Origin of the sequence: Luteolibacter arcticus (genome assembly GCF_025950235.1) — a bacterium.
Taxonomy (GTDB): domain Bacteria; phylum Verrucomicrobiota; class Verrucomicrobiia; order Verrucomicrobiales; family Akkermansiaceae; genus Haloferula; species Haloferula arctica.
Genome location: NZ_JAPDDT010000003.1, coordinates 321252 through 336608 on the forward strand (window position 1 = coordinate 321252; position 15357 = coordinate 336608).

The following is a 15357-nucleotide window of genomic DNA, read 5'->3' on the forward strand; positions in this document are numbered from 1 at the left end:
CCGAGATTCGCTCTTGATCCCGGGGGGGCTCCTCTTTTGACTCCGCCATGGCGGATATTTCCCTCGGATTGTCGTTCGACGACGTGCTTCTCGTTCCCGCGCTGAGCGAGATTCTCCCTACGGAATCGGACATTTCCACGTTTTTGACAGCCGGTATCCGGCTGAATATCCCGGTTGTCTCGGCCGCGATGGATACGGTCTCGGAGACGGAATTGGCCGTGGCCCTGGCCCGCGAGGGTGGCATGGGAGTGATTCACCGCGCGTGCTCGATCGCTGAGCAGGCCTCGATGGTCTCCCGCGTGAAGCGCTCGGAAAACGCCGTCATCCAGAAGCCGCTCACCGTCAGCAAGGAGCAGACGATCGACGAGATCCGCGCGATCATGGCCGAGCACGGCTTCTCCGGCTTCCCGGTGGTCGATGCCGATGGCCGCCTCGAAGGAATGGTCACCGGCCGCGACGTCCGCTACCTCGACCGCACCGATGCCAAGGTCGAGGACGTGATGACCAAGCACGACAAGCTCGTCACCGCACCCGCCAATACCGAGCTCGAGGAAGCCCGCCGCATTCTCTACCAGAGCCGCATCGAGAAGCTCCCGCTGGTCGATGCCGAGGGCAAGCTCGTCGGCCTCATCACCGGATCCGACATCGAGAAGCGCCTCACCTTCACCCACTCCGCCAAGGACAGCACCGGCCGCCTCCGCTGCGGTGCCGCCGTGGGTGTGGGTCCCGACTGCGTCGAGCGTGGCCAGGCCATGATCGATGCGGGCGCGGACGCGCTCTTCATCGACGCCGCCACCGGTCACACCTCGCGGGTGATGGAAGTCATCTCGAAGCTCCGCTCGCTTTCCGATCGCCCGGTGGTCGCCGGCAATGTGGTCACCGAGCAAGGCGCGAGGGATCTCGTCGCCGCCGGTGCCAGCGCGCTGAAGGTCGGCGTCGGTCCCGGCTCGATCTGCACCACCCGCGTCATCGCGGGTGTCGGCATGCCGCAATTTACCGCGATCCAGAATGTCGCCCGCTACTGCCGCGAGGTCGGCGTGAAAGTCATCGCCGATGGCGGCATCCGCTACTCCGGCGATGTGGTGAAGGCCCTCGCCGCCGGTGCCGACCTCGTCATGCTCGGCTCGATCCTCGCCGGCACCCGCGAAAGCCCCGGCCAGAGCGTCTATTTCCAAGGCCGCCGCTTCAAGACCTACCGCGGCATGGGCTCGCTCGGCGCGATGCGCAAGGGCTCCGGCGACCGCTACGGCCAGAACAGCTCCGGCAAGCTCGTGGCCGAAGGCGTCGAAGGCCGCGTCCCCTACAAGGGCCCGCTCTCGGACGTCATCTTCCAGCTCATGGGCGGCCTCCGCTCCGGCATGGGCTACGTCGGCGCCAATAGCCTCGATGAACTCCGCAGCCGCGCGACCTTCACCCGCATCACCCCCGGCGGCCTACGCGAAAGCCACGTCCACGACATCGTCATCACGGAAGAACCGACCAACTACCAGCCGCTCGGCTGATGCCGATGGTTATTGAGAGAGTGGGAGATTGGCGATCAAGAGATGAGAGCCGATCAAGATACCCAATCACTCAATTTCTAAATCTCCCAATCGCTTAGATCAATTTTCCATGCACGACAGCAACCACGTCGCAGTCCTCGATTTCGGATCGCAGTACACCCAGCTCATCGTCCGCCGCGTCCGCGAGCTCGGCTACTTCGCCAAGCTTTATGCGCTTGAGGACTTCCCCGGCATCGGCAAGCCAGGTGCCATCATCCTCTCCGGCGGACCGAAGAGCACTTCCGAAGTGGATGCACCTGATCTCGACTTCGAAGCGTTGAAAGCCTTCGGCGTGCCGGTGCTCGGCGTCTGCTACGGGATGCAGCTTCTCAACATCAAGTTCGGCGGCACGGTCAAGGCCAGCAACCGCCGCGAGTATGGACCCGCCGCGCTGAAGCCCGACTCCTGCACCGGCCTCTACGAAGGCGTCTCGCCCGAGTCTCAGGTGTGGATGAGCCACTCCGACACCGTGGAGAAGCTCCCCGAGTGCTCGGTGGTGCTCGCCTCCAACCAGCACGGCACACCCGTCTCGCTCAAGTGGGAGGACCGCTTCTACGGCATCCAATTCCACCCCGAGGTGACCCACAGCCACCAGGGCAATCGCATCCTTCACAACTTCCTGCTCACCGCAGGCCCGCTCGAGCCCTTCCGCATCGATGACCTCAAGCGCGAGATCATCGACGGCATCCGCGCCGTCGCCGGGAACAAGCAGGTCGTCTGCGGTGTCTCCGGCGGTGTCGATAGTACGGTGCTTGCCGTACTTCTCCACGAGGCCGGGGTGAACGTCCGCGCCATCTACGTCGACCACGGCCTGATGCGGAAGAACGAGACCGAGGAAGTGCAGAACAACTTCCACCGCATGGGAGTGAAGATCGAGACCATCGATGCCTCCGAGCGTTTCCTCGGTGCACTCGCCGGCGTTTCCGATCCCGAGGCCAAGCGCAAGATCATCGGCGAGCTCTTTATTGACACCTTCTGGGACGCCGTCGGCAATGCCGAGATGCTCGCCCAGGGCACGCTCTATCCGGACGTCATCGAAAGCGCCTCCAACGCCAAGTCGAAGGCGTCAAAAATCAAGACCCACCACAATCGCGTCGATCGCATCCTCGAACTCCAGGCCCAGGGCAAGGTGCTCGAACCGCTCGCCGAGCTCTTCAAGGACGAGGTCCGCGCACTCGGTGCCTCGCTCGGCATCGCGCACGACATCCTCTGGCGTCACCCCTTCCCCGGCCCCGGCCTGGCGGTCCGCTGCCCCGGCGACATCACCGAGGAGAAGCTCCACATCATCCGCGAGTGCGACGCCATCTTCATCGGCAAGCTCAAGGAGCACGGCTGGTATGAGAAGGTCTGGCAATCCTACGCCGCCCTCGTCCCCGTGAAGACCGTCGGCGTCAAAGGCGACGAGCGCTCCTACGAATGGGCCACCAGCCTCCGCGCCGTCATCTCCGAGGACGCCATGACCGCCGATTGGGTCGAGCTCCCCTATCACATCCTCCGCGAGACCAGCCACCGCATCCTCAACGAGGTGAAGGGCATCAACCGCGTCCTCTACGACATCTCGACCAAGCCACCCGCGAGCATTGAGTGGGAGTGAAGCTCTGTCGCGGCTAGCCCGAACCAGGTAGAGAAGATGAAGTCGGAGGTTCTTGAACTAAAAGAGCTGATCGACCGGCTGCGGGCTGCCGACCAGAGCTTCTACGTCTTTGGAGCCAAGTCCCATCGCTACGAGATCGGGCCGCCTCTACCCGAGTCCGAGCTATCAAGCTACGAGAGTCGGTATGGCATCACTCTGCCGGAAGACTACCGGCTCTACTTGTCGATGGTGGGCGATGGCAACGGGCGCAAACTTCGTCCGGGTGACGGGCTTCATACGGTAACGGGCGCTGGGCCGGGCCATGGCATTTATCCACTTTCGGAGACGGTCAACAGCCACCGGGTGCACCTGCCCTTCCCATTTTCCCGGAAGGTGGAGTTGCCAGAGGGATGCGAAGGCGATCTCGCCGGAGCCATCGAGATTAGCACCCAAGGCTGCGGCACGCGCGTGAACCTGGTCGTCGCGGGGCCCGAATTCGGGAAAGTCTGGGAGGGTAATGAATATTACCAGTTTGCCCCGACGAATCTCAACTTTCTCTCATGGATGGGTCAGTGGGCCGAAAATGCGCTGACCATGCTATCGAAATGGGAGCTAGTGAAGAAGCTGTCTCCGGGAATGACCAAGGAACAGGTTGTGGAAGTAGTGGGAGGCGAGTGGAGAGAGCGGAAGAGTGGTCGATGGTGGTTCTTCGAGGGGCCGACAATCCCGGCCCAGATCGTCCTGAGCGGAGAGAATGGCGTGGTATCCGTGATTGATCCGTGGCCTTTCATTTGACCCACACCCTTCACTCCCGTTGCTTCGCCGCATTCGGCGCTTCCTCCGCCAACGCCTCGCGTAAATTCTCCAGCATCACCTCCAGGTTGATCTCGCCGATCTCCTCTCCAGCTTCGACTCGCTTGATGAGCATGTCGCCGGGAAAGAGAAACAGCTCCAGGACCTGATACTGCAGCGCATAGTCACTGCCCTGATCGTCGCAATAGATAACCCAGCGCATCGCCAGCTCGCGGGCGAGGACGTGACCGAAGACGATCCCGAAGGAAGTCAGCTCCGTCTCCAAATCCGACGTGTAAGGCCCTTCACTTAGCATCGTGTGCAGCGTCGGAATATCCTCCCGCGTCCCCTTGAGCCGGACTTTGGTTTTGAACTCCTTCTCAAGAATCTCATTCACCCAAGTGGTCGCACCTTGAAGGGTCGCTTGCTCTTCGGCGTTCGGGAGGCGTGTGGCGATCTTGGACATGACGACGAAATCGTTGATCTTTCCCAGCGGAGACGCAACCTCACGACGATGGCTGAACGGATAATCCGCCAAGGAGATATCGTGGACACGGTGGCAGACGCCATCGTCTTTTCAACGAATGAGCATCTCTTCCTCTCCGGCGGGGCGGGAGCGAGCTTGTTAGGCAAGCACGGCAAGCCCTTGCAGGAGGCGATGCAACGGGTCATGGCGAGGCGTGGGCTAAAGGTCGCCTCGCGGGGCAGCGTCTTCGAGATCGAGCCCGAGGAATCCTGGGGCCGGATGTTTGCCGTCGTCGCCGCAAATGGCTTCTACGAGACCACCCGCGAAGACACGGAAGCCGCGCTTCACGAGGTGCTCCACCGCTGCTCGGAGACCGACGGAGTGAAAACCGTGGCCATCACCGCCCTTGGCACCGGCTACGGGAACATGGAGATCGAGGACTTCGTCGCCCTCTTCTGCGCGATCGAAATTCCGGCACCTCTGGAGTCGCTCGAACTCGTGATTCACAGCGAGATCCTCTTCCGCGAGGCATGTGAGATGAATGAGCAACTCGGCATGCCGGCTGATGTCAGGCACTGAGAATCGTCATCGATCTATAATTGAAATCCTGTAGCCTCCTCCCATGAAGACGGTGACCGCCACGTCCGCTTGATCGGATCTCTACCGGCTCATCGACGCGACGTTGTCGGACCATGAGCCGATCCTAATTACCGGCACGCGAGGCGACGCGGTCCTCCTTGCCGAAGACCATTGGCGGGCGATTCAGGAGACTCTTCACCTCGCCGGCATTTCAGGCATGACGGAGGCGATTCGTAAGGGAATGAAGGAGCCCCTCACGAAGTGCAGTCGCGAGATCGATCTGTGACCCACAATCTTTTCCCGGCTGTGGAAGCACTCCGACTGAGGCCCCAGACGAGAAAGCTCTTCGATGCAAGTGAACCGCAAATTGGAAGGACGGCTTACAAAAGCGCGGCACGCGGCGCAGGAGCCATCAGTGCAACGCTTCCAATTATCGAGGGCGATCCTCCGATGAAGCCATGTCCCGCCGCTGGGCTTCCCCTGTTTCGGCCAGCCAGAGCAAAATGGCGCGGCGCTCGAAGTCATCGAGACCGGCCACCTGACCGTCCAATTCGGCCTTGTTCTCGAATAGAAGCTTCTTCGTGGCCGGTTCAGAAGGGACGAATACCCGCGTTATCGTGCCTCCATCAGCATCCCTCTGAAACGAAATATCATAGTAGGGAGTGTCGTCCGCGGGAGCCCCATCGCTTTTCGAATCCTGAAGCTTCTTCGCAATGGTACCGGCGAACTCACGTGCCAGTTCAGGTTGCTTGATCGACTTTTGAATTCGAACCTCGGGAATCGAGCCCTGCTTGGCTTGGGCCAGAAGCACGGTTGCCTTTTTATAGTCGAAGGTGAGTTCAAAACCCCGCTCCCATCCGCCATGGTAGGTGATCCTGAGTTCATCCGCCACCACGGGCCATATCATCAGGATCAGGAAAATGCCGAGCTGGTTCATCACCGGATTGGTTCCTCGATAGGCTTCATGACAAGATCTGGCACTTACATGCCCGAAAGTTTGGAGTCAACGCGCTGTTCCTCGAAGCGCAAGTTTCACCCTCAATCACGACCGTTTGCCAACCGATGGTGATCTCGTCATGATCCCCCGCATCGGCGACTCAATCCACATCACCGGCATGGGCTTGGCGGGCTGTTGCCTCGCCTGGCAGCGACATTTCCGCGGCGAGGCGTTCACGTGGGAGGACGATGACCGGCCCGGGGCTGCGTCGAAGGTGGCGGCGGGATTGATCAATCCGGTCACGGGCAAGAACTTCAGCCCGAGCTGGCGGATCGCGGATTTCCTGCCGGAGGCGGAGGCGTTCTACGCGCAAGTCGGCGAGCTGTTAGGGAAGCAACTGTGGTTTCCCCTGCCGGTCTGGCGCTTGGTCGCGGAAAGCGAATGGGCCAAGGTGGAGTCGAAGCTCAGTGAGGCGGAGCCGTGGATCGAGCGGATCGAGAAGGAGGTTCCGGGTTGGAGCCGGGCGATCGTATTGAAGGGCGGCGCACGCGTGGCGACGCGGGAGTTTTGTGAAGGGACGCGACAGCATTTCGCCGGCGCGAGACGCCCCGGCAACGGACTGGCGCGTGATACGCCAGCTACGATTCTCTGCGAAGGCGCGGCGGGCTTGATGGCGGGCCGATTGGGGCGTCATCGCTGCGCGAAGGGCGAGATCCTCACGGTGCGGGCGCCTTGGAGAAACGATCGCATGCTCATCGGTGGCGGCGGCTGGCTGGTGCCGACCGGCGACGATACGTTCAGGGTGGGTTCGACCTACGTGTGGGATCGCCTCGATGGCGAGACGACGCCGGAAGGACGCGCGAAGGTGGAGAAGATCGCGCGCCTGTTAGGCGGGGATGATTTCGAGGTCATCGCCCATGACGCGGGCGTGCGACCGATCGTTAGAAAGAGCCAACCGGTGATCGGACCGCTGGAGGACGGGCGCGTCGTTTTCAATGGCCTTGGATCGAAGGGCTCGCTCTACGCGCCAGGAGTGGCCGCACGGTTGGCTGCTTGGCTGGGAGACGCCGCCGCCATCGATCCGGATCTCGACGTGCGTTGCCTTTCGTAGCCGAGGCAACTGCTCGCCTTCGGGGCGGACTTCGCTTGAAGGACGCGGGCTTGAGTCCCCACTTCGGACCTCACTCAGTCCGGGACCGATCCGTTCGCATTGGCGTCCCTCTTTTTCATGATTTCTCCCCGGATACGGGAGCCATTCACGCACCATTAATGAAGGAAACGTTATTATCAAGAGGTGACCATCCTTAACACCCTTACACTTCCCACGTTCATCGTCTTCACCCTGGCGACCGTTTCTTCCGCCCAAGCCGCTTCGTTCTACTGGGACGGCTCCGATACCGGAGCCAATTCCAATGGCGGTGCCGGAACTTGGGACTCCTCCTCTCTCAATTGGGACGACACCCTCAACAGCGGCATCGGCGTCGCGTGGGGAAACACCACCTCCGATACCGCGACCTTCGGTGGAGCTTCAGGCACCGTCACGCTGGTTTCCTCGGGAACTCCGGGCGGAACGCTCTCACTCGGCGGACTTATCTTCAACAGCGGAAACTACGTGATCGGCAACGTCGCCGGCAACGGCACGCTGGACTTCGGCAGCGCCACGGGCTCGATCAACAGCAGCTCCCTGGGCGCCGGCCTTACCACCACGATCAACAGCAGCCTCGCCGGCTCCGGCACGCCCTCCGTGACCATCGCGGCGAATGGCGACCTCACCGCGACCGGCAATGGGTCCGGCGGAAAACTGGTTCTGGGCGGCACCAACAGCGGGCTGACCGGTGGCATGGCGATCACTTCCGGTCTGGTTTCTTTCAGCAGCGCTGCGGCGGCCGGCAGCGGCCCGATCACGCTCAATGGCGGCGGCATCCTGCATGGCACCTCGGGCACCCTCACGCTCGCCAACGCCGTGTCCCTCGCGTCCGGCACCAGCGTGCTGCGGGTCTACAACGCCAATACGCTTGCGCTGGGCGGCGTGGTCAGCGGCAGCGGCACTCTCTTTAAGACTGACACCGGCACGCTCAGCCTGAGCGGCGCAAACACATTCACCGGTGCCACCAGGATCGGTGCGGGCACGCTCAGTGTGACCTCTCTCAACAGCGTGAATGGTGGCACGCCGCTGCTGGCCACCAGCTCGCTGGGAGCGCCCACCACCGTCGCGCATGGGACGATCGTGTTCGGCAGCGGCACCAGCGCGGGCACGCTGGCCTACACCGGCACCGGTGAAACCACCGACCGCGTGGTGGAGGTGGCCAGCACCAGCGTCGGCCCGACCTTCAATGCGGGCGGCAGCGGATTGGTGAAATTCACCGGCGCGTTTTCCATGACCGGCATCGGCAGCAAGACCATCACCTTGCTGGGCTCCAATACCGGCGAGCTCGCCGGCTCGATCGGAGACAGCGGCACGGCCGGCATCACGATCACGACGGCCGCATTCTCCAGCGGTGCGACCTCAGTGACCTTGGCCTCCGTCGATGGAGTGGGCGCGGGCAGCACGATTTCCGGCACCGGCATCGCCGCGGGCACCACCGTCACGGCGGTGAACACCAGCACCCGGGTGGTGACCATCAGCCCCGCGGCTTCCGGAGCGGGTGCCAATGGCCAGACGATGACGATAGCCGGGGTGATGAACATCACTTCGGTCCAGAAGACCGGCAGCGGCAGCAACAGCATCTGGGCTCTCAGCGGCGCGAACACCTTCACCGGCCAGACGAAGATCAGCGGCGGCACGCTTTCCGCCACCTCGCTGAACAGCGTGAACGGCGGCACGCCCCTGCTCGCCGCTAGCGCGCTGGGCGCCCCCACCACGGTGGCAAGTGGCACCATCGCCCTGGGCACCAGCACCACGGGTGGCGTGCTCAATTACACCGGATCCGGGGAAACGACCGACCGGGTGCTGGACATGGCAGGCACCACCGGCGCCCCGGGCGTCAATCAGTCCGGCACCGGCCTGCTGAAATTCACGTCCGACATCACCAGCAGCGGCTCGGGCAGCAAGGTGTTCACCCTCGGCGGCGCCACCACCGGCACCGGCGAGATCAGCGGCGTCATCCCGAATGGGCTCTCCGGCACCACCCAGATGATCAGCGCGATCTCCAGCGGCAGCACCACGGTCACCTTGGCCTCCGTGGACGGTGTCACGTTGGGCAGCACCATCTCCGGCACCGGATTTTCCGCGGGCACCACCATCACGGCGATCAATACCGGCACCCGCGTGGTGACCTTCAGCCCGGCGGCATCCGGCACCGGCAACAACGGCCAAGTGGTGACGGTGTCCGGCGTGGTGAATGTCACCAGCGTGACGAAGACCAACAGCGGCACCTGGACCTTGTCCGGAGCGAACACCTACGCGGGTCCCACCAACGTCACCGGCGGCACGCTGGTCTTCCCGAAACCGGCGTCCCTTTACCAAGGGAACTCCGCCTCTTGGACCACCTCGAACATCGCGGTGAATTCCGGCTGCACCCTGGGCATCCGTGTCGGCGGTAGCGGTGAATTCACCACCTCGGACATCGCCCACTTCGATACCCTCGGTTCCTCGACCGGGGGTCTGAAAACCGGCGCATGGCTCGGACTGGACACCACCAATGCCGGCGGCTCGCTCACCTACTCCGGAAACCTGATCAACGCCGGCACCGCCACGTCCACCGGCCTGGCCAAGCTCGGCACCGGCACCTTGGTCCTGACCGGCACGAACACCTACAGCGGCGGCACCCGCATCGATGGCGGCACGTTGTCGATTCCCGCCCTCTCCTCGCTGCCCACTTCGGGAACCGTCACTGTGAACAGCGCGGGCACCCTCGCCCTCGCCGGTGCCTCGATCTACGGGCAGACCCTTGCCGGCAGCGGGAAGATCACTGTGGCCACCTCCACCGGCAACAACAGCACCGTCTTCTCCGGCTCGCTGGGAAGCTTCACCGGCACCATCGAGGTCGCTCCCGCCACGAACGGCGGCAAGCTGCAGATCGCTCCCGGTGCCCAGACTTCGATCCCCTCCTCCTCCGCCACGATCAAGGTGCTCGAGGGCGGCACGCTGTATCTAAGCTCCGGCCTGAATTATGGCGCGGCCGTGTCGCTGTATGGCGGCAGCACCGGCGAATCGCTGGGGCAGCTCCGCGTGGAAAGCGCCAACCAATCCGGCGCGGTCACCCTGAAGGCCCATGCCACTGTCGGTTCGCACAACAATGTCGGCACGATCAGCGGCGCGATCGGGGACGAAGGCAACGGCTTCGGCATCACCAAGCAAGGCAACCAGCAGCTCACCCTCACGGGTGCCAGCACCTACAGCGGTCCGACCAACGTGCTGGCGGGGGCCATAAGGGCGAATTCGTTCAACAGCGTGGTGGGCGGCACCCCCAGCAGTGGCCTCGGCGCTCCCACCACGGTGGCGAATGGCACAATCTCGCTCGGCGACGCCACCACCACCGCCTTCTTGTCCTATGGCGGCACCGGCGAAACCACCGACCGCGTGATCAATCTCGCGGGCACCACCGGCGGCGGCACGCTGGATCATGCCGGCACCGGCCTGCTGAAATTCACCAGCGCCCTCACGGCCACCGGAGCCGGCGCGAAAACCCTCACGCTCCAAGGCTCCGGCCTCGGGGAACTCGCCGGCGCAATCGTCAACGGCTCCGGCACCACCGCGCTCACCAAGACCGGCAGCGGCATCTGGACCCTCTCCGGCGTGAACACCTACACCGGCGCGACGAATTCGAACGGCGGGCTCCTCGTGTATGCGAACGCCGGCGCGATGGCCGGTTCCGGCCGCACCATCGGCTGCTCCACCAACGGCGGAATCGCCTTCGACTTCAACACCTCGCTGCAAACGCTGCTCACCACCCGCGTCGCCATGGGTGCCACCGGCGGCCTGGCCCTGACCGCGAACAACAACCTCGCGGAAAACCTCGACTTCAATGCCGCCGGATTCAGCGGTTACCTCGGGGCGAAGGACAATGTCACCTACACCGGCACGCTCACGCCGAACGGCAGCAATGTCCGGCTGGGCAACCAGAGCGGCGGCACGCTCACGTTGACCGCTGCCAACGTGGTCACCGGATCGAACAACCTCACGATCAACGGCAGCGTGACCTTCACCCAGCCGCAAACCTACACCGGCACCACCAGCTTCACCTCGAACGCCGGCACCTTCAATGGTGGCGGCACGGTGATCGACCTCAGCAAGGTCACCATCGGTGGCGGCGGCACCCTCACCAACCTCGACCTCACCGGCAGCGCCACGCTCACCAAGGCGAACAACACCACGCTCACCCTCGACAGCGCCAACAGCTACACCGGCGGCACATCCCTCTCGCAGGGCCTGCTCATCCTCTCGAACAGTGGTGCCCTCGGCACCGGCGCGGTGACGCTCGCCACCACCGGCTCGAACGTGGCGCGCATCCAGCTCATCCATGGCGTCAACATCCCGAACGTGCTCCATCTCGGTGCCAACACCGGCATCAGCGGCCGCGGGGATCTGGAGGTCAGCAATGTCTCCTCCTCCGCCACGTGGTCCGGCGCCATCAACATCACTGCGAGCCCTACCACCGGCGGCCATTTCTACACGGATGCCACGTCCACCCTCTCGGTTTCCGGTCCGATCACAAGCACGGTCCCGGTCAGCTTCCGCGCGGGAAATTTCATCATCCCTGCCGCCTCCACCAGCGGCTACTCCTCCCTCTTCATTTCCGGCAACCTCAAGATCGGCAGCGCCAACGCGCTGGTCACCACGGCGGATGTGACGCTCGCGAACTCGGCAAGCACCACGCTCGATCTGAACGGCTTCGACCAGATGGTGAACACGGTAGTGAAGGGCACGAACGCCGCCACCATTACCAATACCGCCGCCACCCCGGCCGTGCTTACCATCAGTAACGCCAACGCCAGCACCTACGCGGGCATCATCGCCAATGGCACTGGCGGCCTCTCCCTGACGAAGAGCGGCACCGGCGACCTGACACTGGGCGGAACCAACACCTACACCGGCACCACCACCGTCAGCGCCGGAACCCTGATCCTCGGTGCCTCCACCCTGGCGGATAGCTCGATCGTGCGCATCGCCAGCGGGGCGAAGCTTTCCCTCACCACCGCCTCGGACACGGTGAGCCAGTTGTTCCTCGACGGCGTCCAGGTCGTGGCCGGCACCTACGGTGCGACCGGCTCCGGAGCCACCCACATCGATGATGCCCACTTTTCCGGCAGCGGGAAACTCGTGGTCCTCAGCAGTTCCGCCTACTCCGCCTGGGCTCTCCTCAACAACCTGACAGCCGCGAACATGAGCGCTTCCGCTGATCCCGACAACGACGGCTCCATCAATCTGGCCGAGTTCGCCTTCAATGGCTCCCCCGTTTCCGGCTCCACCGGCTTGCGGCTCGTCGCCGGATTTCACTCCATCGGCGGACAGCGGGTCCTGACCCTCACCCTGCCGGTGCGGAATGGCACCACCTTCAGCGGCTCAACCGAACTGGTTTCCCCCGCCGTCGACGGAGTGGTGTATCGTATCCAAGGAGGTGGCGATCTTTCCTCGTGGAACGGCGCGGTCGCCGAGGTGCCCGCGGCGAATCGGGCCACCGTGCAGGACGGCATCGCGCCCCCGGAGAGCGGCTGGACGAATCGCTCGTTCTACCTTCTCCCCGGTGCCGCCACCACCGGCTTCCTCCGCGCGACGGTGCAGGAGTGACCAGCGGGCCGGATCGCATCGCAAACAAAACGGACATCGGGCCGAGCCCGATGTCCGTTGCTTGTGACTTGAGTAGCGCAGACGTGCCGTCCCTGCCGTGTCGACGGAACGTCGACACCTCTTACTTCACCTGCCGCGCGCTGGCCTTGAGGCGCAGGGCGTTCAGCGAGATGAAGCCAGTGGCGTCGTCCTGGTTGTAGGCCTCTTCCTGACCGCCTTCCATGGTGGCGACGGCTTCGGAGTAGAGGCTGTGAGGGCTCTTGCGGCCGGCGTTCATCACGTTGCCCTTGTAGAGCTTCACGCGCACCTCGCCGGAGACAGTCTGCTGGGTGTGGGTCACCAGCGCCTGGATCGCCTCGCGCTCGGGAGCGAACCAGAAGCCGTTGTAAACGAGCTGCGCATACTTCGGAATCAGGCCGTCGCGAATGAACATCGCCTCGCGGTCCACGGTGAGCGCCTCAAGGTCGCGGTGGGCTGCAAGCAGGATGGTGCCACCCGGCGTTTCATAAACGCCGCGGGACTTCATGCCGACGAAGCGGTTCTCGACGATGTCCACCCGGCCGACGCCGTTGCGGCCGCCGAGCAGGTTGAGCACGCGCATCACGCCATACGGAGTGAGCAGGGCATAGCCGTTGTGGCTGGCGGTCGCCTTCACGTCGCCGAGTTCGATGAGGATGGCCTCAAGGTTGTCGTGCTTGATGCCGATCGCGTTGCCCTTTTCGAAAAGGATCTCCACATACTCCGGGGTGTCCGGCGCGTCTTCTGGCGCGACGGACAGCACGTACATCTCGCGGTCGTCCGGAGTCGTGGCGTCATACCACGGGTCTTCCAACATGCCGGCTTCGAAGGAGATGTGCAGGAGGTTGCGGTCCATCGAGTAGGGCTTCTTCATCGAAGCCTTGATCGGGATGTTCTTCGCCTCAGCGAAAGCAATCATCTCCGCACGACCCGGGAATTGGGCGCGGAACGAAGCGTCGCGCCATGGGGCGATGCACTTCACGTTCGGCGCGAGCGAGGCGGCGGAAAGCTCGAAGCGGACCTGGTCATTGCCCTTGCCGGTGGCACCGTGGGCGATCGCGTCGGCCCCTTCGGCGATGGCGATGTCCAGCATGCCCTTGGCGATGCACGGGCGGGCAATCGAGGTGCCCAGCAGGTAGCGGCCTTCGTAGATCGCACCGGCCTGGATCATCGGGAAGATGTAGTTGGCCGCGAAGTCCTCCTTGAGGTCACCGATGTAGCACTTCGACGCTCCAGTGGTGAGGGCCTTCTGCTCGAGTCCGTCGAGCTCGTCGCCCTGACCCACGTCGGCGCAGTAGGCGATGATTTCAGCGTTGTACTTCTCCTTGAGCCAGAGAAGCAGCACGGAGGTGTCGAGTCCTCCCGAGTAAGCGACGACGATTTTCATGGCGGCGGGAGGACAGCACGAGCCGCCTTGGTGGACAATGACGAATGCCGAATTTTCGAATGACAAACACGCCCCGGAAAAGGGCCCGAATCCTTGGCCGCTCCGCCCGGCATTCTTCCTCCGTCATTCTGCTCCCGCATGGGTTGCGCGAGTGAGGTGAATGGTGTGAGGTGCGCCCCGTGTTCGCGACTTACGTGCATGACATGAGCCCGGTGCTCATCCGATTTACCGATGCCATCCAGCTCCGCTGGTATGGGCTGGCCTATCTGGCGGCATTCCTGGTGGGGGCCTGGCTGCTGAACGTGCTGGCGAAGCGCAAGCTGTGGGTGCTGCCGCCCGGCGCTGCGGGAGACTTCATCGCGGCCGCGGCGATCTTCGGGGTCTTCATCGGCGGGCGGCTCGGCTACATGTTGTGGTATCACAGCCGCGAACACGGCTGGAGCTGGGTCAATGAGGACCCGCTGATGCTTTTCAAGGTCTGGGAAGGCGGCATGGCCAGCCACGGCGGCATCCTCGGGCTGGTGATTTTCACGTGGTTCTACGCCCGGAAGAAGAAGGTCTCGTGGCGCGGCCTCGGCGATGGCCTCTGCGTCGTTTCCCCGCTCGGCCTGTTCTTCGGGCGGCTGGCGAATTTCATCAATGGCGAGCTCTACGGCCGCCCGGCGGAAGGCGTCGCGTGGGCAGTAAAATTCCCCCGCGCGCTGGTGGAGCAGCAGAATGCCGAGGGGAAAAACCTGGAGCCCGCCCTGTTGGCCGCCGAGGGCGCATCGGACAAGCTCAAGACCCTGTGGTCCCAGCAAATGCCGCCGGACCGGATTGCCTTCGAGCAAATGCTGGAGCTGCAACGCCACGACCCGGCGATCTCGAAAGCCATCGATCCCTTCCTGCTGCCCCGTCATCCGTCGCAGCTTTACGAAGGACTGCTGGAAGGCATCGCGCTGTTCGCGATCCTCTGGTGGGTCCGCACGCGTTTCCCTCAACTGCCAGCCGGGGTGCTGACCGGGCTGTTCTTCATCTTCTACGCGCTGTTCCGGATCTTCGCAGAGCAGTTCCGCGAGCCGGACGCAAAGATGGTCGGAGCGATGACCAGCGGACAGTTCCTGTCCCTCTTCATGATCGTGGCGGGCGCGGTGTTCATCGTCGCCGCGAAGCTGATGCCGACCAAGAACAGAATGAGCCCGGGTCCCTCTCCGGAGGGGCACTGAAGCGCTCTTGCCGAAGAAAACGGGAGGAACAACGAAACCGGCGAAACGAGCGAAAGTTGGAAGAAATCCAGACTGCCTGATCGGCTGCCTTGATTTCGCCCCTTTCGCCAATTTCGTTGTCGAGCCAAT

At 63.5% G+C, this 15357-nt stretch carries 10 protein-coding genes and 1 pseudogene; 8 read left to right on the plus strand and 3 right to left on the minus strand.

All coding sequences use genetic code 11. The features are described 5' to 3' along the window. Positions 1–47: 47 nt before the first annotated feature. The 3 genes from guaB (at position 48) to OKA05_RS09710 (ending at position 3909) form a co-directional block, all read left to right on the plus strand. Entirely contained in the window at positions 48–1502 is a 1455-nt protein-coding gene (gene guaB, locus OKA05_RS09700; protein ID WP_264486931.1) for an IMP dehydrogenase, read from the plus strand. A 109-nt stretch (positions 1503–1611) separates the two neighbouring features. Further along, positions 1612–3135, plus strand: a complete 1524-nt coding sequence (gene guaA / locus OKA05_RS09705; RefSeq protein ID WP_264486932.1) for a glutamine-hydrolyzing GMP synthase — start codon at positions 1612–1614, stop codon at positions 3133–3135. Positions 3136–3171: 36 nt separating this feature from the next. Beyond that, entirely contained in the window at positions 3172–3909 is a 738-nt protein-coding gene (locus OKA05_RS09710; RefSeq protein ID WP_264486933.1) for a hypothetical protein, read from the plus strand. Between the two features lie 10 nt (positions 3910–3919). Here OKA05_RS09710 and OKA05_RS09715 read toward each other — a convergent pair whose 3' ends face one another. After that, complete coding sequence (locus OKA05_RS09715) at positions 3920–4372, minus strand: DUF3806 domain-containing protein (protein WP_264486934.1); 453 nt, start codon at positions 4370–4372, stop codon at positions 3920–3922. A 48-nt stretch (positions 4373–4420) separates the two neighbouring features. Between OKA05_RS09715 and OKA05_RS09720 the strand changes: the two genes are divergently transcribed. Together OKA05_RS09720 and OKA05_RS29290 are read left to right on the plus strand one after the other, a co-directional pair. After that, positions 4421–4951: a macro domain-containing protein gene (locus OKA05_RS09720; RefSeq protein ID WP_264486935.1), complete on the plus strand. Its 531-nt coding sequence runs from the start codon at positions 4421–4423 to the stop codon at positions 4949–4951. A gap of 88 nt (positions 4952–5039) precedes the next feature. Further along, positions 5040–5237, plus strand: a pseudogene (locus tag OKA05_RS29290) (type II toxin-antitoxin system Phd/YefM family antitoxin); the annotation flags it as partial. A 144-nt stretch (positions 5238–5381) separates the two neighbouring features. Here the strand turns inward: OKA05_RS29290 and OKA05_RS09725 are convergent. Then, positions 5382–5888: a hypothetical protein gene (locus OKA05_RS09725; protein ID WP_264486936.1), complete on the minus strand. Its 507-nt coding sequence runs from the start codon at positions 5886–5888 to the stop codon at positions 5382–5384. A 139-nt stretch (positions 5889–6027) separates the two neighbouring features. Between OKA05_RS09725 and OKA05_RS09730 the strand changes: the two genes are divergently transcribed. Beyond that, on the plus strand, positions 6028–6999 hold the full coding sequence (locus OKA05_RS09730; RefSeq protein WP_264486937.1) for an NAD(P)/FAD-dependent oxidoreductase: 972 nt from the start codon (positions 6028–6030) through the stop codon (positions 6997–6999). Between the two features lie 183 nt (positions 7000–7182). After that, positions 7183–12618 carry a beta strand repeat-containing protein gene (locus OKA05_RS09735; RefSeq protein WP_264486938.1) on the plus strand — a complete coding sequence of 1812 codons (5436 nt, stop codon included), beginning with the start codon at positions 7183–7185 and terminating at the stop codon, positions 12616–12618. Between the two features lie 121 nt (positions 12619–12739). Here the strand turns inward: OKA05_RS09735 and OKA05_RS09740 are convergent, their stop codons facing one another. Then, the gene (locus OKA05_RS09740; protein WP_264486939.1) at positions 12740–14023 is read right to left on the minus strand and encodes an argininosuccinate synthase; all 1284 of its coding nucleotides are present in this window, start codon (positions 14021–14023) and stop codon (positions 12740–12742) included. Positions 14024–14202: 179 nt separating this feature from the next. Between OKA05_RS09740 and lgt the strand changes: the two genes are divergently transcribed. Continuing rightward, positions 14203–15228 (plus strand): prolipoprotein diacylglyceryl transferase, encoded by a 1026-nt coding sequence (gene lgt / locus OKA05_RS09745; RefSeq protein ID WP_264486940.1) that lies wholly within the window; start codon positions 14203–14205, stop codon positions 15226–15228. Positions 15229–15357 lie beyond the last annotated feature (129 nt).